This window comes from Amycolatopsis sp. NPDC058986 (assembly GCF_042741125.1).
Taxonomy (GTDB): domain Bacteria; phylum Actinomycetota; class Actinomycetes; order Mycobacteriales; family Pseudonocardiaceae; genus Amycolatopsis.
Genome location: NZ_JBHYJW010000009.1, coordinates 61,084 through 81,624, shown reverse-complemented (window position 1 = coordinate 81,624; position 20,541 = coordinate 61,084). Strand labels below are relative to the sequence as shown.

General features: G+C 71.0%; 16 protein-coding genes. 5 read left to right on the top strand and 11 right to left on the bottom strand.

Going from position 1 to position 20,541, the window contains the following annotated elements; all coding sequences use genetic code 11:
* Positions 1-51: 51 nt before the first annotated feature.
* The 4 genes from tpiA to ACFW0G_RS11130 all read right to left on the bottom strand — a co-directional run bounded on the left by tpiA (position 52) and on the right by ACFW0G_RS11130 (position 4,465).
* Positions 52-837 (bottom strand): triose-phosphate isomerase, encoded by a 786-nt coding sequence (gene tpiA, locus ACFW0G_RS11145; protein ID WP_378324837.1) that lies wholly within the window; start codon positions 835-837, stop codon positions 52-54.
* Positions 838-2,085 carry a phosphoglycerate kinase gene (locus ACFW0G_RS11140; RefSeq protein ID WP_378324836.1) on the bottom strand — a complete coding sequence of 416 codons (1,248 nt, stop codon included), beginning with the start codon at positions 2,083-2,085 and terminating at the stop codon, positions 838-840. It abuts the gene before it with no gap.
* Between the two features lie 5 nt (positions 2,086-2,090).
* A complete protein-coding gene (gene gap, locus ACFW0G_RS11135) occupies positions 2,091-3,095 on the bottom strand; it encodes a type I glyceraldehyde-3-phosphate dehydrogenase (RefSeq protein ID WP_378324835.1) in 1,005 nt (334 codons plus the stop codon).
* Positions 3,096-3,268: 173 nt separating this feature from the next.
* Entirely contained in the window at positions 3,269-4,465 is a 1,197-nt protein-coding gene (locus tag ACFW0G_RS11130) for a winged helix DNA-binding domain-containing protein (RefSeq protein ID WP_378324834.1), read from the bottom strand.
* A gap of 420 nt (positions 4,466-4,885) precedes the next feature.
* Here ACFW0G_RS11130 and ACFW0G_RS11125 point away from each other — a divergent pair, with 420 nt between their 5' ends.
* Genes ACFW0G_RS11125 through ACFW0G_RS11115 form a run of 3 tightly spaced genes read left to right on the top strand, consistent with a single transcriptional unit; the run spans position 4,886 to position 9,102 of the window.
* Complete coding sequence (locus tag ACFW0G_RS11125) at positions 4,886-6,829, top strand: hypothetical protein (RefSeq protein WP_378324833.1); 1,944 nt, start codon at positions 4,886-4,888, stop codon at positions 6,827-6,829.
* A gap of 9 nt (positions 6,830-6,838) precedes the next feature.
* Positions 6,839-8,410 carry an ABC transporter substrate-binding protein gene (locus tag ACFW0G_RS11120; RefSeq protein WP_378324832.1) on the top strand — a complete coding sequence of 524 codons (1,572 nt, stop codon included), beginning with the start codon at positions 6,839-6,841 and terminating at the stop codon, positions 8,408-8,410.
* A 47-nt stretch (positions 8,411-8,457) separates the two neighbouring features.
* The gene (locus ACFW0G_RS11115) at positions 8,458-9,102 is read left to right on the top strand and encodes a LysE family translocator (RefSeq protein ID WP_378324831.1); all 645 of its coding nucleotides are present in this window, start codon (positions 8,458-8,460) and stop codon (positions 9,100-9,102) included.
* Positions 9,103-9,204: 102 nt separating this feature from the next.
* Here the strand turns inward: ACFW0G_RS11115 and ACFW0G_RS11110 are convergent, their stop codons facing one another.
* The gene (locus ACFW0G_RS11110; protein WP_378324830.1) at positions 9,205-9,597 is read right to left on the bottom strand and encodes an ArsR/SmtB family transcription factor; all 393 of its coding nucleotides are present in this window, start codon (positions 9,595-9,597) and stop codon (positions 9,205-9,207) included.
* Between the two features lie 37 nt (positions 9,598-9,634).
* Between ACFW0G_RS11110 and ACFW0G_RS11105 the strand changes: the two genes are divergently transcribed.
* Complete coding sequence (locus ACFW0G_RS11105; protein ID WP_378324829.1) at positions 9,635-10,123, top strand: YybH family protein; 489 nt, start codon at positions 9,635-9,637, stop codon at positions 10,121-10,123.
* A gap of 4 nt (positions 10,124-10,127) precedes the next feature.
* Here ACFW0G_RS11105 and ACFW0G_RS11100 read toward each other — a convergent pair whose 3' ends face one another.
* Genes ACFW0G_RS11100 through ACFW0G_RS11080 form a run of 5 tightly spaced genes read right to left on the bottom strand, consistent with a single transcriptional unit; the run spans position 10,128 to position 18,815 of the window.
* On the bottom strand, positions 10,128-10,946 hold the full coding sequence (locus ACFW0G_RS11100; protein ID WP_378324827.1) for a TIGR03620 family F420-dependent LLM class oxidoreductase: 819 nt from the start codon (positions 10,944-10,946) through the stop codon (positions 10,128-10,130).
* Positions 10,943-12,046, bottom strand: a complete 1,104-nt coding sequence (locus tag ACFW0G_RS11095) for an LLM class flavin-dependent oxidoreductase (RefSeq protein ID WP_378324826.1) — start codon at positions 12,044-12,046, stop codon at positions 10,943-10,945. Before ACFW0G_RS11095 ends, ACFW0G_RS11100 begins: the two co-directional genes overlap by 4 nt.
* A gap of 13 nt (positions 12,047-12,059) precedes the next feature.
* Positions 12,060-16,535, bottom strand: coding sequence for a hypothetical protein (locus ACFW0G_RS11090; protein ID WP_378324825.1), 4,476 nt, complete (start codon positions 16,533-16,535; stop codon positions 12,060-12,062).
* A gap of 16 nt (positions 16,536-16,551) precedes the next feature.
* Positions 16,552-17,352, bottom strand: a complete 801-nt coding sequence (locus ACFW0G_RS11085) for a hypothetical protein (protein ID WP_378324824.1) — start codon at positions 17,350-17,352, stop codon at positions 16,552-16,554.
* Positions 17,352-18,815, bottom strand: coding sequence for a hypothetical protein (locus ACFW0G_RS11080; protein ID WP_378324963.1), 1,464 nt, complete (start codon positions 18,813-18,815; stop codon positions 17,352-17,354). Before ACFW0G_RS11080 ends, ACFW0G_RS11085 begins: the two co-directional genes overlap by 1 nt.
* A gap of 81 nt (positions 18,816-18,896) precedes the next feature.
* Here ACFW0G_RS11080 and ACFW0G_RS11075 point away from each other — a divergent pair, with 81 nt between their 5' ends.
* On the top strand, positions 18,897-19,334 hold the full coding sequence (locus tag ACFW0G_RS11075; protein WP_378324822.1) for a PPOX class F420-dependent oxidoreductase: 438 nt from the start codon (positions 18,897-18,899) through the stop codon (positions 19,332-19,334).
* A 45-nt stretch (positions 19,335-19,379) separates the two neighbouring features.
* Here the strand turns inward: ACFW0G_RS11075 and ACFW0G_RS11070 are convergent, their stop codons facing one another.
* A complete protein-coding gene (locus ACFW0G_RS11070) occupies positions 19,380-20,525 on the bottom strand; it encodes a cytochrome P450 (RefSeq protein ID WP_378324820.1) in 1,146 nt (381 codons plus the stop codon).
* Between the last annotated feature and the right edge of the window lie 16 nt (positions 20,526-20,541).

Here is a 20,541-nt window from a genome sequence, read left to right as displayed (position 1 = left end):
GTCCAGTGCTGTGACGGACCGGATACACAGGTTACCCGGTCGTGGCCACGATCAGGGCAGCGGCCCGCCCGCAGCGAGTGCGCAGAGTTTGGTGAACTCGTCCCCGTCCAGGCTCGCGCCACCGACCAGCGCGCCGTCCACGTTCTCGCAGGCCACCAGGTCGCTGACGTTGTTCGCCTTCGCCGAACCGCCGTAGAGCACCCGGACACCGGCCGCGATCTCGTCGCCGTACTTCTCCCGCAGCGTCTCGCGGATGGCCTTGCAGACCTCCTCCGCGTCCGCCGGGGTGGCGACCTTGCCGGTGCCGATCGCCCAGACCGGCTCGTACGCGACGACCACGTTCGCGACCTGCTCGGTCTTGAGCCCCTTGAGCCCCTCGATCAGCTGCGTGGTGGTGTGCGCGATGTGCTCGCCCGCCTCGCGGACCTCGAGCCTCTCGCCCACGCAGAGGATCGGCGTGATCCCGTGCTTGAGCGCGGCCTTGACCTTCTTGTTCACCAGTTCGTCGGTCTCGGCGTGGTACTCGCGCCGCTCCGAGTGCCCGACGACGACGTAGCTGCAGCCCAGCTTGGCGAGCATCGGCCCCGACACGTCCCCGGTGTAGGCACCGGAATCGTGCGGCGACAGATCCTGCGCGCCGTAGGTGAACGACAGCTTCTCGCCGTCGGTCACGGTCTGCACGCTGCGGATGTCGGTGAACGGCGGAAGGAGCGTGACGTCGACCTTCGCGTAGTACTTCTCCGGCAGCGCGAAGGCGATCTTCTGCACCAGGGCGATGGCCTCGAGGTGGTTCAGATTCATCTTCCAGTTGCCGGCGATGAGGACCTTGCGTGCCACTTAGTTCTTCTCCTCCAGGGCGACGACCCCGGGCAGTTCCTTGCCCTCGAGGTACTCCAGCGACGCACCGCCACCGGTCGAAATGTGCGAGAACCCGTCCTCGGGCAGGCCGAGCTGCCGGACGGCCGCGGCCGAGTCGCCGCCGCCGACCACCGTGAACGCCTCGCTGGCGACGAGCGCCTCGGCGACGGCACGGGTGCCGCCGGCGAACGCCTCGAACTCGAACACGCCCATCGGGCCGTTCCAGAACACCGTCGCCGCGTCGGCCAGCTTGCTCGCGAACAGCTCGCGGCTGCGCGGGCCGATGTCGAGGCCCTGCCGGTCCGCCGGGATCGCGGCCGCGTCCACGACGTCGTACGCGGCGTCCGCCGCGAACTCGGTGGCCGCCAGCACGTCGACCGGGAGCACCAGCTCGACACCGCGCTTCTCCGCCTCGGCGAGGAAGCCCTTGACCTGGTCCAGCTGGTCTTCCTGCAGCAGCGACTTCCCGACCTCGTGGCCCTGGGCCTTGAGGAACGTGTAGGCCATGCCGCCGCCGATGAGCAGCCGGTCGACCTTGGTCAGCAGGTTGGCGATGACACCCAGCTTGTCGGACACCTTCGCGCCGCCGAGGACGACGACGTAGGGCCGGGCGAGGTCGTCGGTGAGCTTCTTCAGCACGTCCAGCTCGGCCAGCACGAGGCCGCCCGCGTACGCCGGGAGCACCGAGGCGATCTCGTAGACCGAGGCCTGCTTGCGGTGCACGACGCCGAAGCCGTCCGAGACGAACGCGCCGCCGGGCACGAGCGCGGCGAGCTCCGCTGCCAGCTCGGACCGGTCGACGGCGTCCTTGCTGGTCTCGCGCGCGTCGAACCGCACGTTCTCCAGCAGCACGACGCCGCCCTCGGCCAGCCCGGCGGTGAGCGCCTTGGCCGAATCGCCGACGAGGTCGCCGGCGAGCGGGACCTCGGCACCGAGCAGCTCGGACAGCCGCCTCGCGACCGGGGCGAGCGAGAACTTCGGGTCCGGCTCGCCCTTCGGGCGGCCGAGATGCGCGGTGACGACGACCTTGGCGCCCGCCTCGGCGAGCTTCTTGATCGTCGGCAGCGCGGCGCGGACCCGGCCGTCGTCGGTGATGGTCTCCGCGAGAGTCGCTTGCGGGCTCGAGCCATTGGCACTGTCGAGCGGGACGTTCAGGTCGGAACGCACGAGGACGTACCGGCCCTGAACACCGCCGCTCAGCAGGTCTTCGAGGTTCTTGACGGACATCGGGCTCAGGAGAGCTTCGAGCCGACGAGCTTGATCAGGTCCGCGAGGCGGTTGGAGTAGCCCCACTCGTTGTCGTACCAGCCGACGACCTTGACCTGGTTGCCGATCACCTTGGTCAGCGGCGAGTCGTAGATGCACGACGCCGGGTCGGTGACGATGTCCGCCGACACGATCGGGTCGACCGAGTAACGCAGGATCCCGGCCAGCGGGCCCTCTGCGGCGGCCTTGTACGCAGCGTTGATGTCCTCGACACTGGCGGACTTCTTCAGGGTGACGGTGAGGTCGGTGGCCGAGCCGGTCGGCACCGGGACGCGCAGCGCGTAGCCGTCCAGCTTGCCCAGCAGCTCCGGCAGCACCAGGCCGATCGCCTTCGCGGCGCCGGTCGAGGCGGGCACCACGTTCAGCGCGGCGGCGCGGGCGCGGCGCAGGTCCTTGTGCGGGCCGTCCTGCAGGTTCTGGTCCTGCGTGTACGCGTGGATCGTGGTCATCAGGCCCTGCTCGATGCCGAAGGCGTCGTTGAGGACCTTGGCCAGCGGGCCGAGGCAGTTGGTGGTGCAGGAGGCGTTCGAGATGATGGTCTGCGAGCCGTCGTACTTGTCGTCGTTGACGCCGAGCACCACGGTCAGGTCCTCGCCCTTGGCGGGCGCGGAGATGATGACCTTCTTGGCGCCACCGGCGATGTGCGCCTTGGCGGCGTCGGCGTTGGTGAAGAAGCCGGTCGACTCGACGACGACGTCCACGCCGAGGTCGCCCCAGGGCAGGTTCGCCGGGTCGCGCTCGGCGAGGGCCTTGATGGTCTTGCCGCCGACGACGATGCCCTCGTCACTGACGGTGACCTCCTCGGGGTAACGGCCGAGGATGGAGTCGTACTTCAGCAGGTGGGCCATCGTCGCGACGTCGCCGAGGTCGTTGAACGCGACCACTTCGATGTCGTGACCGCTCGCCTGCACGGCGCGGAAGAAGTTGCGGCCGATCCGGCCGAAGCCGTTGACACCTACGCGAACGGTCACTGCTGCCACTCCTTTGAGACTCGACCGGGGCCACCCCGGAAGATTTGCGGGCTCGGGCGCCACCCTAGCGTGCTGGCCTGGGCTTCTATCGCCGCCCCGACGAGACTTCCACCACTCGGCGAACGGGTCAAGAATCGATCCAGAAGGGGTGCGTGGTCCGCTCTGTCGTCACGTCAGCCCGCCAGCTCCCGTTCGAGCGGAGTGCGGAACCGGGGCACCACCCGGACCACGCCGAACCACCCGGCGAGCCGGTCCGCCTCCGCCTCGGCCGCGGCCTTCGCCTCGGCACCGATGTCCTCCAGCAGCCCGATCCGGACCTCACCGTCCGTACGCTGCGCCCACCCGCCGACGACGCGGCCGTCGCACCAGACCGTCGGCCCGATGTTGCCGCTGCGGTCGAACAACGCGGCCCGGTGCTCCCCCACGTACCAGTCGCGCGCCGCCCAGCCCATCGGCGTCGGATCGAGCGCGGGCAGCAGCGCCACCCACGGCCCAGGCTCCGCGACCGGTTCGAGGTCGTCCGCGAGCACCAGGCCGGTGCCCGACGGCGCGCCGCCGAGGCCGACCTCCACGGTGCCGAGCCTGGCGAGCGCCTGTTTCACCTGGCCCGCTGTCCAGCCCGTCCACCACCGCAGGTCTTCGGCGGGCGCGGGCCCGTACGCGTGCAGCCACCGTCTGGCGAGTTCGGCGCGGGCCGCCGGTGCCTCCCATTCCGTGAGACCGGCCGGGAGCCAGGTGCCGAGGGTGGCCCAGTGGTACTGAGTGCTGACCCAGCTCCCGCGCGGCCGCCCGCGCACGATCCGGCCGTCGGCACCCAGCAGGTTCAGCACCCGGCTGGTGACGTTGGCGACCGCTTCGTACGGTTTGCCCTTCGCCATGATCAGCTGCTGCCGCAGCCGTGGCTCGTCCTCGACGAGCACCTGCGCGGGAGCCTGCCCGCGCGCGGCGAGGGCCGCTTCGGTGGCCTGCTCGACTTCGGCCAGCCAGCGAGCAGCGTCCGTGACGTTCTCCGGATGCCCCTGTTCGGCGAGATGCTTGATCAGCAGCTTGCGTTGTTTCGCCGCCACATCGGGTGTACAGCCCGCCTGGATCAGCGCCGCGACCTCCAGGCCCGCGACGAACATCGTGCGCCGCATGCCGAGCAGCCGCAGCAGCCCGCGATCGGTGTAGAGCGCGCGCTCGACGTCCTCGACGGCGGTGCCCCGCTCCGCCAGCCGGGCGCGGGCGGAGAGGTACACCGTCGCCGGATCGGTCGCGTGCAAGGCGACGACGCCCTCGGCCGCCGCCTCGGCGGTGGCTGCCGGGGCGGCGAGGTGGTGGCGCACCGCGAGGCGGGCTCTGCGCTGGTCGATGGTGAACTTCGGGGTCACCCGATCTTCCTAACAGACGCCACCGACAACTTCCGCGTCCTCGCCCTGCCCAAGCCGGGAAATGTCCTTTGTGGATTTTTCCGTGAAGGCCTCCTTACCGGCGCCCAGTGCCGGTAAGGAGGCCTTCACGGCACTGGGCGCGCCCGTGCCGAAACCGGCGAACGTCATTTCCCGGAATCGCCGCAGGACCGGTCCCGGGGAAAGGACCTAACCTGACGCGATGCACCAGACGCGGCCGGAGAACAGGCGGAGCAGAAAAGGATCTTCCCGCGAAAGCGGGAAGCGGTTCCCCTCGATGGCCGAACACGGGTAGCCGCGCGTGACGACCGCTGCCACCATCCGGGTGGACATGGGCCCCTGCGACGACGCCGGTGTGTCAAAAGCCGCAACGCGCCGCGGCGCATCGACTACAACAGCACCGTGAGCCAGGGCGGGGAAACTCTCGGGCACCGGCGGGCGACGCAGCTCGTGCGGCGGCTCATGGAGCGCGAACCGCATCGCAGCGCGACGCGCAGCCTGAGCCATCCGGTACTGGTGTTCGAGGGCGCGAGAGGCTGCGGCAAGACGGCATTGGCCGACACGCTCGCGCACCGGTTCGGAGAGCGCATTCCGCACGCCCGCGTCGACTTCGAAAGGTATCGCGGGGCGACTGTGCCGAAAGTGTTGTCCTCGATCGCATTTCAGCTGGGAAAAAGGAACGAGCGGTATGGCTCGCTGCGATTTCCGTTGCTCACGATAGGCAGGATGGCGATGCGGGCCGAACTGCCGGAAAGCAGGCAGGAAGCCCGCGAAACGATCCGGCGGCTGCTCCGGTCCCGGGTCAACCTGGACGCGATGCGCGCGATCCTCTGGGAGACCGCCGACGGGCTCGCGCCGATGCTCGCCCCGGAGGACCCGATCGCCGCCATCGTGCGGGCGATGGCCCGGCTGGGGATCGAGGCGGCGCTGCGGATGGTCCGCCGCGCGAAGTCGCTGTCCCCCGACTGGTACGGCCATCGCGATCGCGACCTCCACAAGGACCCGCTCGACGTGCTGGTCGACCTCAACAGCTGGGTCAAGGACGGGCTGACCCACCAGGTGAACGAACTGCTGTGGGAGGCGTTCCTCGCGGACCTGCGGGAGGACTTCCGGACGTCGGGGCACGCGTCCGAGATGACGCTCAACTGCGTGGTGGTGCTCGACGACTGCGACACCCCGCTGGGGCAGGAGTTCGTCAACGGCCTGGTGGACGCGCGCAAGGACCGGCTGGCGCTCGGGATGGACCCGGCCGATCCGCTCACCGTCGTCGCGACGAGCCGGGGCGAACTGCTGGCGGGCGTGCCCCACCGGGAACTGATCGAGTTCACCGGTTCGGGGATCGAGCACGAGCTGACCAACGACCCGCACGACGAGCCCCACTGGTGGTGCCGGTACGCGCTGCCCGAACTGAGCGAACGCGAGACCGGTGTCCTGGTGTCGGCGCTCGCGTCGGTGCAGGGCGGCAACGTCGCGCTGATCGGGCACCACCAGCTGACGCCGATGGTGTACGGCTTCGCCGGCGGCCATCCGGCGTCGACCGCGAAACTGGTGGAAGCGATCCGCGAGCGCCCGCTCGAGCATGGGGACACGCTGATGGTGCTGCTCGACCGCGCGGAACCCGGCCGCGACCCGGACCGCCCCATGCTGGAGGACAGCCTGCGGCAGCAGCTGCTCGGCGAGTTCACCGAAGACACCTACGAAGACCTGGTCACCTGCGCGGCGGCGCGAACCAAGCAGCACGCCAGCCTGCTGGCCGCGCGTGGGGAACTCCTCGTCGGCGGCATCAACAGTTATCGCGAGATCGCCCCCGTGCTGTGGCCGCCCTCCGGCGGTGCCGGGCCGGTGGTCCTGCGGCGGCTGCTGGTGCGGCGGCTCGCCGCGCGCGGCGACGACGAGGCGGCGAACTGGGCGACGGTCGTCGACTGGTTCCGGACGCGGTGCGCGCAGGACGGCGACGAGGAGGGCGTCCTGCACTACGCGATGGCCGCCGGGGACGTCACGACCGCCTGCGAGGGCCTGCGGCAGCGGCTGGCCACCGACGATCCGGAGGACTGGGTGCGGTTGCTGCGCTCGGTGACCTCGATGCCCCGGACGGCCGGGTTCGGGTCCGACCTGCCCCCGATGGACCAGCTGCGCACCGCGATCGACAAGCGATCGCAGCGGCTGACCAGGCTGGTCGTCGCCCGGTGGATCGCCTTCGATCCGTTCGTGTCCAACCGGCGCCGCGCCCTGCACCGGCAGATCGCGGCGGACTACGACTTCGTCGCCGGGCTCGCGCAGGGCGATCCGGAACCGCTGCTCGACGAAGCCGACTACCACCGCAAGCAAGCCGAGCTGTGGAGCTGAGGAGAGACTGTGCCCGACCGCGATGTGCCCGGCCCGGAAGACGACCTCTTCCCGGACCCACCGCCTCCGGTGGGGTTCTGGCGACGGCGCTGGGTCTGGCTGCGCGACCATCGCCGCCTGGTCGCGGTGGTCACCGTGGCCGTGGTCGCCGCCGCGGTGGTGACCGCCGTGTTCTGGCCGGACAACGCCTGCGGGGGCTCGGACTCCGGCGTGCGGAAACTCGACGGCGAATGTGCCGGCGTCACCGACGGCACTTACGTCTACCACGAGTCCCTCGCCGACGTGCAGCGCAAGATCGCCGCGGAGAACGCCTCGGTGAGCGGCACCGGGCGCACCGTGACCATCGCGCTGCTGGATCCGTTGACGGTCAACGAAACCTCGGCCGTGACGCTCGACCAGGTCCGCACCGAGCTGGAAGGCGCGTACACCGCGCAGTACCGGGTCAACCACACCGCGGCCGTCGGCGACCAGCGTCCGCTGGTGAAACTGGTGCTGGCCAACTGGGGCAGTCACGAGCTGCGCTGGCAGACCGTCGTGGAGCAGCTGGAAGGAATGGTGCACGACCCCGAACCGCTGGTCGCCGTGGTCGGCCTGCGGCTGTCCACGGTGCAGACCGAGCAGGCCGCCAAACACCTTGCCCAGCACGACATCCCGATGGTGAGCGCCATCGCCACCGCCGACCAGCTCAACTACGGCGCCATCCGGGGGTTCCTGCGCGCGTCGCCCGCGAACGCCGAATACGTCGCGGCGCTCCAGGGCTATCTGCGGCACCATCCTGGCCTCGACTCGGCGATGATGGTCTACGACGCCAATTCCGACGTCAATCCCGATCCGGGGACGACCTCCGGTGCGGACCTGTTCACCCGCTCGCTGCGCGACGACTTCGCCGCCGGGTTCGGGAACCTGATCAGGTACCCGGCGCAGAACTACGTCGGCATGTCCGGGCCGACGGCGGCGAGCCCTGACCTGTTCACCAACATCACCACGAACGTGTGCGCGGTGAAACCGAAGGCGGTGCTCTACGCGGGCCGGGTCGTGGACTTCCCGAGTTTCCTGCAGTCGCTGCGCAACCGGGTCTGCCCGGACTCGCCGGTGACCGCGATCGTGGCGGGCGCCGATTTCGGGTCCCTGCAGCTCCGGGCGAAGGAAGCGGAACTGCGGGAGAAGAACATCAGCATCGTCTACGCGACCGAGACCGACCCGCAGGGCTGGGCGCAGGGCGCGCCCGGAACTCCCCGGTTCTTCAAGGATTTCCACGACCAGTTCGGCCGCCTCGGGTTCGCCCCTGCCGACCTCGACGACGGCGGCGCCATCTCCACCCACGACGCCCTGCTCATCGCGGCGAAGGCGGCGAGGCTGTCCACCCGCTCCCACCCCGACCACGCGGTACCGAGCCACAGCGACGTGCTCAACCAGATGCTGAACCTGAACAGCCTCGATGAGGTCCCCGGCGCGTCCGGTCAGCTGAGTTTCAGTTACCGCGCCGCGGAAAGCGGCAATCCCAGCAACAAGCCGATCCCGGTGATCGAGGTACCGTCCGCGGCGGCGGCCCAGACGGCCGAGGTCTACCACACGAAGTAACGAGATATTCCGTACGGTGGGCCATCGCACCGGGTTAGGCTGGCCGCATGGTGTCGACGGGTCAGTTCTGGACGTTCGCGGCGCTCGCCTTCGCGATGATCGTCGTGCCGGGACCGAGCGTGCTGTTCACGATCAGCCGGGCGCTGACGGTCGGTCGGCGGGAGGCGCTGCTGACCGTCGCCGGGAACGCGCTGGGCGTGTACACCCAGGTGGTCGCCGTGGCGTTCGGGCTCGGCGCGATCGTGACGACGTCCGCGACGGTGTTCACCGCGGTCAAGCTCTGCGGCGCCGCTTATCTCGTCTACCTCGGGGTGCAGGCGTTCCGGCACCGCCGCAAACTCGCCGACGCCTTCTCCGCCGAGATCAGTGTGACGCCGGGCCGCACCCTGACCGTGCTGCGGGACGGGTTCGTGGTCGGCTTCGCGAACCCGAAGTCGATCGTGTTCCTCGCCGCGATCCTCCCCCAGTTCGTCGACGCGCACGCCGGGTCGGTGCCGCCGCAGATGCTGCTGCTGGGTGTCTGTCTCCCGGTGATCGCGCTCATCAGCGACTCGGTGTGGGCGCTCATCGCGGGGACCGCGCGGGCCTGGTTCGCACGCTCGCCCCGGCGGCTCCGGCTGGTCGGGGGCACCGGCGGGCTGGTGATGATCGGCCTCGGCACGACACTCGCCTTCACCGGCCGCAAGGACTGAGCCCGAGGTCCCGTCCGGGGCCGCGCGTGCTGAAGGACGCCTTCGGTGCACTCACCGCAGTAAAGGACGCTTTCAGTGCACTCACCGCACTGAAAGCGTCCTTCAGCTCCCCGCGCCGCGAGCCCGCCCGGACGCCTCGCGCTCGGCTTCCTCGCGGAGCACCAGGTCGAGCAGGCCGGGGAAGGCGGCGTCGAATTCCTTGCGGCGTAAGCGGTTCAGCCTTCGCGCGCCTTCGTCGCGTTGTTCGATGAGGCCCGCCGCGCGCAGCACGGCGAAGTGATGACTGCGGGTCGCCTTCGTGACTGGCAGGTCGAACGTGCCGCAGGCCTTGGCCCAGTCCGGCACCGCTGCCAGCGCGCGCAGGATCGTGCGCCGCACCGGGTCCCCGACGGCGGTCAGCGCGTCCTGCAACGGCACGTCCGCCGGATCGGTGTGGGTCAGTCCCCGTGCGCGCGCGGAAACCTGGCCAGTGTTCGATTCCTGTCGTACACTCATCTGGTCGACCTCCATCGAACACTCTACGGGAGTCCCCATGCCCCAGCAGCTGGCACTCAGCTTCGGCCCCGACGCACGCGAACTGCTTTCCGAGGCGACGCAGCCCGGCCGCGCAGGAGCGTTGGCGGCGCTCGAATCTTTCTACTTCGCCTTCAACCACCGCGATCTCGATGTCTTCCGCCAGGTGTGGACCACGCATCCGCTCGCACAGCTCAACAACCCGCTCGGCGGCATCCTGCGCGGCGGCGAGGCGATCACCGCCCTGTACGACAAGGTGTTCACCGGCCCGGCCCGCGTCACCGTGACCTTCGGCGACATCGTCGAGTACGTCGGAGACGACCACGCGCTGTTCGCCGGGCGCGAGACCGGCGAGTACCGCGTCGGCGACACCCCCGCTGTCCCGCTGGCCATCCGCACCAGCCGCTACTTCCGGTACGAGGAAGGCCACTGGGCGCAAGTACATCACCACGGCAGCATCGACGACGCCGCCGCGCTCGCCGCCTACCAGCAAGCCATCCGCGGCTGAGGCGTCAGGATCGCAGAGCGTCGGCCAGTGGGCGCCACAGCTCGCGAGGCACGCGGTCAATGTTGACCGCGACCTGATCGGCCCCGGCGTCCAGGTATTCGCGCAGCCGTCGCACGATGGTGCCGAGGTCGCCCCACGCCACCAACCCGTCGATGAGCCGCGGCGCGGCCGAGCCGATTTCGCCGGCGGTGAAACCCATCCGGCGGAAGTTGGTGGCGTAGTGCGGCAGTGTCAGGAAGAAACCGAGTGCCTCCCTGGCCCGCTCCCGCGCGGTGTCCGGCTCGATCTCCGGGATCACCTCCACCCAGACCGGCAGTTTCTTGCCGGGACCAAGCGCTTCGCGCGCGGTCGTGACGTACTCCGGGGTGATCAGATACGGGAACGCGCCCGCCGCGCGCTCCCTCGCCAGATCGAGCATGCGCGGGCCCAGCGCGGAGAGAATCCTTGCGGACAAAGGAATCCGCGGCGGCGTCGAGTCCAAAATGTCCAGAAAGGCGTGCATCGTCGCGAACGGGCGGGGGCCGTGCGCGCCGCCGAGCCCGACGACGAACCGGCCGGGGTGGTCCCGCTCCAGCTCCGCGTACGCCTGGCCCACCTCATTGGCGGACACCGCGTCGACCGAGAGGATCCCGGTCGCGATCCCGATCCCGCTCGTGGCGCGCACGAGTTGCGCGACCCGTTCGAGATTGTCACCGCCGCTGCCGGGCAGCCAGAGCGTCGAGAACCCGGCGGCCTCCAGTTCCTTCGTGGTGTCGACGGCCACCGCGTGTTCGGCGGTGTTGAGATCGACGCTCACGGCACCGATCGGGCCCAGCTCCGTCATCCTCGCCTACTACCTTCCCCTGTGGTGATTCCCTGTCGTGCCAGGCGTTCCCGCACGATCGGCAGGACGTCGGCGCAGAGCGCCTCCAGGTCGGGCAGGTAGTCGGGGAAGGTGAACTGGACGCTGTCGATGTCGTTGTCCACCACCTCGGCCACGATCCGTTCCGCCACCGTCTCCGCGCTTCCCGTGACCGTCGTCCCGGTCCCGAAGCCGACCGTATCGGGTGCGCGCAGAAAATGCGTCCGGAATTCGTAGGAGGAGCGGTCGCTGCGGGTGAACCCGGCGATGACGTTGTCGAGTGCCTCGGTGTCCAGCCCCGCCCGGATCCGGTCGAAGCGCGCCCGCGCCAGCCTGTCCGTGCTGTCCTGGACGACGAACAGGTTGGTCACGACACGGATGCCGCGTCCGGCCCGCGCCGCCAGTTCGCGCACCTTCGCCACCGCCGGCGAGGCGTTGCCGACGAAGGAGTAGTCGGCCTGCCGCGCGGTGAACGCGAGCCCTTCGTCGGACAGCCCGGCGCACACGATCGTCGGCCGCCGGGCGGGTTTCGGCCGCGACACGCAGTCGGCGAGGTGAAAGAAGCGGCCGTCGAAGGTCACGCTGTCCTCGGCCCACAGCCGCTTGACGACCTCGCACCACTCTTCCGCGTACTCGTACCGCGCGCCGTCGTAGCCCTCGGGGACCAGGCCCATCTGCAGATACTCGTCGAGAGTGTTGCCGGTGACGACGTTGATCCCGAAACGGCCGCCGCTGCACTCGTCGGCCGTCGCGATCGTCTTCGCCGCCACCGCGGGATGCAGCAGCAACGGACTGACCGTCGCGAACAACCGGATCCGCTCCGTCGACGCCGCAACGGCCGTCGCGAGCGTCAGCGGCTCCAGCGACTGGTCCCAGAACCCGGTCGTCCCGCCGTAGCCGCGCCACTTTCCCATCCAGAAGGCGAAATCCAGCCCGCCCTGCTCGGCCAGCCGCGCGACGTCGCGGTTGTGCCCGAAGCTCGGCTCGAACCGGGGCGCGGCGGTGGAGAAGAGGAACCCGTTGCTCGCCACCGGCATGAACACCCCGAACTCGGCATGCCTGCTGGTGTCGGTGGTGTCCATCCGGCCCCCGTCCTCACGCCTGCCGCGCGACCTCCACGTCCTGGTCGGCCTCATCCTGGTCCCCCGATGGCCGCGAGAACAAGCGGGTGGCGGACAAGCGCGCGACGCCGTCGGGATCGCCCAGGTCGTCGAGCGGGTTGCGGATGGTCGCGTCCACCGAGAGGTACTTGCGGCCCGCGCGCAGGTCGGCGTCGTTGCGCAGCCGCACGATCAGCGGGAACTCCGCCAGCGCGCCCGCGTCGAACAGACCCGTCGTGTAGATCAGCTGCACGCCCAGCGCCTCGGCGACCGCGCGCTGCAGCTCCAGCAGGTAGCCCGCCGACGCGCGGCCGATCGGGTTGTCCAGGAACAGCACGCCCGAATGCCGGTTCCGCACCTTGCCCCGGTTGTTGGCCCGCAGCGCCGCGAGCGTGCAGTACAGGATGATCGCGGCGGTCAGCTGCTGGCCGCCGGAGAACACGTCGCGGATCTCCGAAACACGCTGGCGTTCGGTCCGCAGCACCGAGTCGGGCTTGAGCATGTCGACCCGGAAGCCCTTCGGCGCCGCGGCCCGGACTCCGCGCAGGACAAGGGAAAGCCCGTCGCGTTTGACGTCGCGGCCGTCGGCGGTCTTGCCCGCGGCGGCCTCGTCGACGACTTCGCCGAGCTTCTCGGCCAGCGCGTTGTCCTCGAGTTCGGTGAACCGGATCCGCAGGAATTCCTGACCCGACCAGTCGCCGAGCCCGTCCGGGAGCCGCGAGACGCGCTGCGCGGACCGCAGCGTCCGCAGCGCGCCGTCGACCATGCCCTGCAGCCGCGTGATGATCCCGCCGCGGTGCCGGTCGATCTGCGCGAGGTCGTCGGTCAGCGTGCGCAGCCGGGGCCGCAGCGCTTCGGCCCATTCGGCGGCGTGCGCGGGCAGCTGGTCGCGTTTGACCGAGATCACCTGCTGCCGCACCGGCGTGCTGAGTTTCTCGAACCGCTTCTCGGTCGCGTACTGCGCCAGCTGGTCGGCCGCCGCGCGCACCCTGCGGTCCCCGGCGTCGGCGGCGTCCTGCGCGTCGGTGAACGCGGTGTGCAGCCTGGTGTGCCGCGCCCGCGCGGAATCGACGTCGCCGTCGTAGGCGGCGGCCTCGCCGTCGGAGGTGACCAGGTGCGCCATCGATTCGGCGAGCAGGGCGAACCCGGACGCCGACGCCTTCGCCGATTCCAGCGTCGCCTCGGCCGCGGCCCGCCGCTCCTGCAGTTCCTCCCACTTCCGCGCGGCCGCCGAGGCTTCGAGCCCCGCCGCGTCGATGAGTTCGAGGCCGTGCTCGATGTCGCGCGGCCGCTCCCCCGCCGCGCTCGGCTGCGACGGGAACTGGTCCAGCTCGGCCTTGCGCGTCGAGACGAGCCCGATCGCCTCGGTGCGTTCGTCCTCCAACGCCGCCACGACCCGCTTCGCGCGCGCCAGCGCCGCCGCGCGGGCGGAGGCGTCCGAGCCGTCCGGGGTTTCCAGCAGTTCGGCGGCCCGGGCGCGGACGGCGTCGTCCAGCGCCTCGACCGCGGCACCGGCGGCGGCTTCGGCGCTTTCGGCCTGGTCCAGCTCGGCCCGTAGATCGCTGCCGACCTCGACCTTCCCGTACGCCTCCGAGGCCGACGCGAACGTCCGCCGCAGCGCGTCCACGGGCTCGTCCGGCGCCGGGTCGTCCTCCGACACCTCGCCCGCGCCGGGGACCTCGGCGAGTTCGCCCTTCGCGGTGCTCACCGTGCGGCGGTGCCCGTCGGCGGTGCGCTGCTCCTCCGCGGCCTGTTCCCGCAGCCGCGCGGCCTTTCCGGCGGCTTCGGACGCGGTTTCGTCGGCGCGCTCGGCGATCTCGGTCGCGCGCTCGAAGTCCTCGGTCCACTCCGGGATCCGCGCGGTCCGCGTGGCGAGTTCGCCGAGCTTGCGGGCCTTCTCCTCGGTCTCGGCCAGCGCCGACCGCAGCGCGGGAACCTTCTCGCGCAGCGACGCCGCTTTTTCCTTGAGCCGCGCCAGTTCCGCGTCGGCCTGCTCCAGTGCGGTCCGCGCGGTTTCGCGTGCGGTGCGGGCGGTCTGTGCCTGTTCGGCCAGCGTCGCGATAGCGCCCGGCGGGTAGTCCTCGCGCCACGTCGTGAGCTTCCACGACAACGCGCCGTCGGTGGCGAGCGACTCCGAGAGCCGCTCCAGCCGCCGCTGGCGTTCGGCCTGCCTCAGCGCGATCGCCTCGCGTTCGGCGTCGGCGGCCTCCTCGTCGTACATCGCCGGATTCGGCGGCACCAGGAACTCGACGCCGGTGGCCGCGGAAAGTCCTTCCGCATACACGGTTTCCGTGGTGCCGACGGCGATGATCGCGCTCGGCAGCAGCCGTCGCGCGGTGAGCACCTCGCGGGCCCGCTCCAGATGCGCGACGTCGTTGAGCAGGACACCGGAAACCAGCTGTGGCAGGGTTTCCAGCACCTCGGCGCGGCGTGCGGTGTCCAAACGGGACAGATAGCGCCAGCCGGACCACGCGGTGATCCCGGCCTCCTCCAGCGCTTCCAGCGCGGCCTGGACGTCCTCGGGCGGCGGCAGCAGGCCGCCGGAGCCGAGCGCGGCGAGCGCCCGCTCGTCGGCCGACTCCTCCATGCGCAGCGCGGTCTGTTCCTTCTCGACCGCCGCGCTCGCCTCCCGCAGCCGCTCCTGCAGCACCGGGAGATCGTTCTCCAGCACGATGTCCTCGGCGCCGAGCAGCTCGATCAGGCGAGCCTCCGCGGCGAGCGAGTCGGTGCGCCGGTGTGCCCGGTCCAGTTCCTCGGTCGCCCGCTCGAACCTGTCCTGTGTGGACCCGGCGAGCTGATGCGCCTCGTTCACGGTCCGTTGCGCCGCTTGGACTTCCTCGCCGACACGGTCCAATTCGGACTCGCGGCGGGTGAACTCGGCGGACGCGGCGTCGGCCGCCGAACGTGCCGTGCGAGCCGCTTCGCCGACGTCGGCGCCCGCGGCCAGCAGCCCGGCACGGACCGCTTCGGTGATCTCCTCGCGCAGTTCGGCGATCCGCGTCGTCAGCCCGCGTGCCTCGGCCCGGCGCGAGGCGGCGAGGTTCGCCGCCTCGTCGCGTTCGGTCTGTGCCTTCTCCGCCTCGGCTCGCAACGCCCCGGCGTGTGCCTCGGCCTTGTCCGCCTGCCGCTGCGCGTCCTTGACCAGCGCGAGCAGCCCGCGTGCGAGCGCGGAGGCGGCCGCGTTGCGCGCGACCAGCGCGGGCTGGGCCTTCTGCTCCCGGTTGCCGACCAGCTCACGCAGATCGCGGGCCTTGCGCGCGGCGCCGAGCTGGTTGAGCACGGTCGCCGTCTCGCGCCAGGCCTCGGCCGCGGTTTTCGCCTCGGTCAGTTCGGCGTCGACGCGTTTGCGGGCTTCCTGCGCCTCGTCCAGCCGCAGCACCGCGACCTGGCGACGCAGCTCGGTGACCGCCGCGGCCAGCCGCCGGTGGTCTCCTTCGGCGAGCTTCTCCGAAGACGCGATCTCGGCGACGTGCTCCTCGAGCCCTCCCAGACGCGCGTTCTCCAATTCGTTGCGCGCGACGACCTGACCGGCCAGCTCCTGCATCTCGGCCTTGGCGGCGGTCGCGATCTTCCGCGACGCCGCGGCGACGCCCTCCTCCTCGGCGAGCGGGCCGAGCAGATCCAGCGCCCCGGCGACGAAATCGCGTTCCGCCATGAGGTCCCCGCGCTGCGCGAGGTTGTGCGCGTAGGTCGCGACGACCTCGGCGAGATCCTTCGGCTCGTCCTCGGAAAGCACCGCCTTCAGCAGGAACTCGATGAACGCCTCGTCGGTGGAGAAGGCGAACGCGTCGGCCGCCTCGCCCTCGCCCGCGTTCATCGCGCGCTGGTAGCGGAACAGCTCGGTGTCCAACCCGATCCCGTCGAGCCTGCCGGTCCACTCGTGGTGCCGCCGCGTCCAGAACAGCTCCAGCTCCGGCTCGGCGGCGAAGACGTCGTTGAGCCTGCCGTGGAAGGCCGACATCGTGAGGTACCGGCCGTCCTCGATCAGCGGCAGCGAATCGAGGTCGAGGCTGGCGGTCGGGCGGAAGCAGTACCAGGAGTCGATCAGGTTCTCGGAGTCCGCGGAAACGACGTGCCCGCGCCATTCCGAGGCCTTGCCGGTGATGATCCGCTGCCCGGTTTCGACGTGCAGCCATTCCAGGACGACGTGCGAGACGTCCTTGCCGCCGACGAACTTCTCCAGCACCTTGGTGTTCGTCGTGCCCACCACCTGGCGGCGGCCGGGCAGCATGACCGAGAAGATCAGCTTGATCAGCACCGACTTCCCGCCGCCGTTCTCCAGGAACAGCACGCTGGCGGGCGACGGGCGGCGCACCTCGCCCGCGCCCGCGTGGATCCCGGCGCTGAACAACGCGTCCTGCTGGGGCGCGGTGATCTTCGCGCCGGCACCGCTGAAGTCGAGCACGACGTCCTGATAGCGGGCGCCCGCCGGGCCCACCGAGTGCAGGCGGACCCGCGAAAGCTCGTACATCCGTGTCCCCTCTTGGTTACAGCGTGTCGGAGGCGGCCGCGCGCAGCGTGCCCCCGTCGTTGGCGACCGCGACGACGTTCAGCGCCAGCAGGTCGTCGAAGGCCGCGTCGGCGGCCAGTTCGCGGACCTGGATCTGGTAGCGCGGCGTGGTCCGGTAGGTGCCGCCCTGCTCGTCGCTCACCGGCACCAGGAACCCTTGGTCGGCAAGGAAACGCAGCGCGCGGGAGACCATGCCGCGGGTGGTGTCGGCGGCGAGCCTGCCGTCCTTGGTGGCCGCGGCGGCGGGCCGTCGCGCGTAGGCCCGCCACGCCTGCTCCAGCTCCGGCGCGTCGGCCAGGGGGTCGTTGTTCGCCTCGGCCTCCGCGGCGCGCTCGTCGAGCATGCGCGCGGCCTCGCGGACCATCGCGTCCACCTGCTCGACGCTGACCCGGCCGATGTAGGTGTCGTTGGCGAGGTCGTCCGGGCGCGGGTAGCCGAGCGCGGCGGTGGCCAGGTGGATGAGCCCGTGCAGGACCTTTTCGGTCTCGCGGCGCTCGCGGATCTTGCTCTGCCGCGCGTAGCTGTCCATGCGGATCTCGAACACCGACTCGTCGGTGGCGGCCAGCACGGCGCCCGCCTGGTGGTTGACCTCCAGCACCATCAGCCCGAGCCCGGCCGCGACCGCGTGCGTCAGCGCCTTGAACGCGTTGTCCTCGGCGTAACGGCGCACGAGTTCGCCGTACACGACGTCGCGCGCGGGCAGCTGCTTGGGCCGCATGCCGTAGGCGACCAGCCGGGCGGCGGCCTCGGCGTCCACGCTGCTGTGGGACACGGCCATCAGGCGACCTCCTCGTTGTCGGGTTCGTCGTCGGCGCGGTCGAGCTGCGCGGTGGACAGCAGCAGATCGGCGCCGCCGAAGTCCGGATCGTCGAGCAGCGTGCCGTCGTCGACGGCGAGCAGCACCTGGCGCTCCCCCTGCCGCCGCGCGGCGCCGACCTCGGGACTGTAGGCGTGCAGGGCGCGCAGCGCGACCAGCGACGGCAGCGCCGGGTCGATCCGGCGGGCCTCCTCCAGCAGGCCGGACAGCCGCCGCGGCACCTCGGGCAGGTCGAGCAGTTCGTCGGCGCGGCGCCAGATCTCGTCGCCGAAACGATCCGTGTCCTCGGCGGGCATCAGCTCGGGTTCGGGGATCTCGCCGACGAGCTGCTCGCGTTCCGGAGCCGGCCGCAGCAGCAGCGACACCAGCGCGGACAGCGACGGCACGGTCGGCGCGATGATCCCGGCGGCGGCGTGGAAGAACGACTCGGCCGGGGTCACCGCGTCGGCCAGCGGCAGGCCGAGGGTGGGCACGAGCAGCTGGCCGAACAGGTCGAGCGTGGCCCGCTGCGGCGGGCCGGAGAACTGCTGGCGGTCCTGTTCGGCGCGGAACACCGCGCCCGCGTCGGCCAGCCGCGACTGGAGGCGGGTGTGCCGCCGGATGCAGTCGCTCACGATGTCGACGAGCTCGGCCGCGCGGCGCTTGCGGTCGAGGTCCTCGGTCTCGTCGCGCGCGGTGGTGATGTTCCGGAGGATCGCGTTCTCCGCGCGGAAGCGGGATTCGATGTGGCTCAGCGCGTTGTCCAGCAGCTCGGGGACCTCGCGCTCCCAGTCGACGGCCCGGACGTCGCGGCGCGTCGCGTCCAGTTTCGCGCGCAGCGTCTCGCCGTACTGGACCGTCCGGTAGCGGGCCTGCTCGGCGGCAAGCTTGGCGTCGGCGAGGCGGCCGCGGTTGATCAGGTTCTCCAGTTTGACCTCGGCCGCGATCTGCGCCGATTCGACGTCCGTGTCCAGCGCGCCGACCAGGACGTTGATCGCCTCGTCGGTGGCGCGCAGGTAGACCTCGCCGTCCGGGGCGGCCAGCTCGACCAGCAGCTTGAAGTCGAACTGACGGCGCTGGTAGCCGCCGGGCCCGATCGAGCCGTAGACGCGCCGGAAGCCGCGGTCGGTGGTGCCGACGTTGATCATGTTGTCGAGCACCCACTTGGCCACCCGGACGTGTTCCTCGGGCATCCGCGAGGGCGCCTGCAGCGCGATGAACGGCAGCAGCCGGTCGATGACCTCGTCGTGCCCGGCGCCGGTGTCGAAGTCCATCGCGATGGTGACCTGGTCGATCGTGTGCAGCGCGATCTCGGCCATCTGGTAGATCGTGGCGTCGGCCCAGTCCAGCTTCGCCTTGCGCGCGTCGAGGTCGTGCAGCGGCGCGGTGCAGGCGAGCGCCTTCAGCCTGCGGGTGAGGCCCTCGTCGGCCAGCCCCGCGGCCATCAGTTCGTCGTCTCGCACAGCAGGCCAGGCTAGTCGGCCTCCCGCGGGCGCACGCACGGGTGACCCCCTAGGGTCGGGGGCATGCACGAGATGACCAGGGACGAGTGGTGGGAGTTCGCGACCGGGGGGACCCGCACGGGCATGCTCGCGGTGGTGCGCGCGAACGGCGCGCCGATCGTCACGCCGGTCTGGTTCCTGCTGGACGCGACCCCGGACGGGGACGAGCTGGTGTTCACCACCGGCACGGACACCTTGAAGGGCAAGGCGATCCGCCGTGACCCGCGCATCTCGCTGTGCGTCGACGACCAGCGGCCGCCCTACTCCTACGTCCAGTTCACCGCCGAGGCGAGGCTGACCCACGACCTGCCCGAGATGCTCGACTGGGCCACCCGGCTCGGCGGCCGCTACATGGGCGAGGACAAGGCCGAGGCGTACGGCAAGCGCAACGCCGTCCCCGAGGAGTCGCTCGTCCGGGCGAAGATCACGAAGGTCATCGCGCGCCGGGGCATCGCCTCCTGACGCTGAAGGACGCCTTTAGTGCACTCGATGCACTGAAAGCGTCCTTCAGCTCTCCCAGGTCACGTGGACGGCGGCGGGTTTGCGGAAGACGAGGCCGGCCGGGACGGCCGGGGCGGTCAGCCGGAGGCCGGGAAGCCGGTCAAGGACGGTTTCGACGGCGATCCGGGTTTCCAGCCGGGCCAGGTCGACGCCGAGGCAGTAGTGCGGGCCGTGCGCGAACGCGAGCTGTTTGCGCAGGTCCGGTCGACGCGGGTCGAAGACGTCCGGATCCGCGAAGACCGCCGGGTCCCGGTTGGCCGCGGTCAGCGACACCGTGACGAGGTCGCCCGCGGCGATCGGCGCCCCGGCGAGTTCGACGTCGCGCGTGGCGTACCGGTCGACGACCGCGGCGGCCGGTTCCAGCCGCAGTGATTCCTCGACGGCGGCCGGGATCAGGGCCCGGTCCTGCCGGACCGCGGCCGGCCACGCGGGATCGCCCAGCAGGTGCGCCAGGACGTTGGCGATCATGCCTTCAGTCGTTTCGATGCCGCCGAACATCAGCACCGCCGCGTTCGACACCACCTCGGGCAGCTCCAGTGCCGCGGCCGCGTCCGTCAGCAGCGAGGGGTCGCGCGTGGCCACCGAACCTTCGATGTGCGCACGCAGTTCGCCGAAGGCCTCCGTACCACCGGAATCCGGCTTCCTGCCCGCCGACAGATCGTCCACAGTGGACACTATGGCGTCGTACCAGGCGAGGATCCGACCGGCCTCCGCGCCGTACAGGCCGAGCGCGTCGGCCACCACGGCGACCGCCAAGGGACCCGCCAGCGCCCGCCGCAGTTCCGCACGGCCCTCGGCGCGGAAACCACCGACCAGGCGATCGCATTCCTCGCGGACGAAGTCCCCGAACCGCCGCTCGATCTCCTTCGGCCGGAACTGGCGCGAGAACGGGGCCCGGTGCCGGGCGTGCTCGGCGGCGTCGAGCGACAGCATCGACGGGCCGACCACCCTCGCCGTGGAGAACCGCGGATCGTCCACAGTGAACACCGCGGAGTCGCGCATCACGCGCGTCGCCAGATCGTGCCGGGTGACGAGCCAGCCGTTCAGCGCCGGCAGCCACGACACCGGCTCGGCCGCGCGCAGCCGGGCCAGCAACGGGTGCGGGTCCGCGCTCAGCGCGCCGATCGTCGCCTCGGCCCCCACGGGAAACACCCGCCGAAGCTACCAG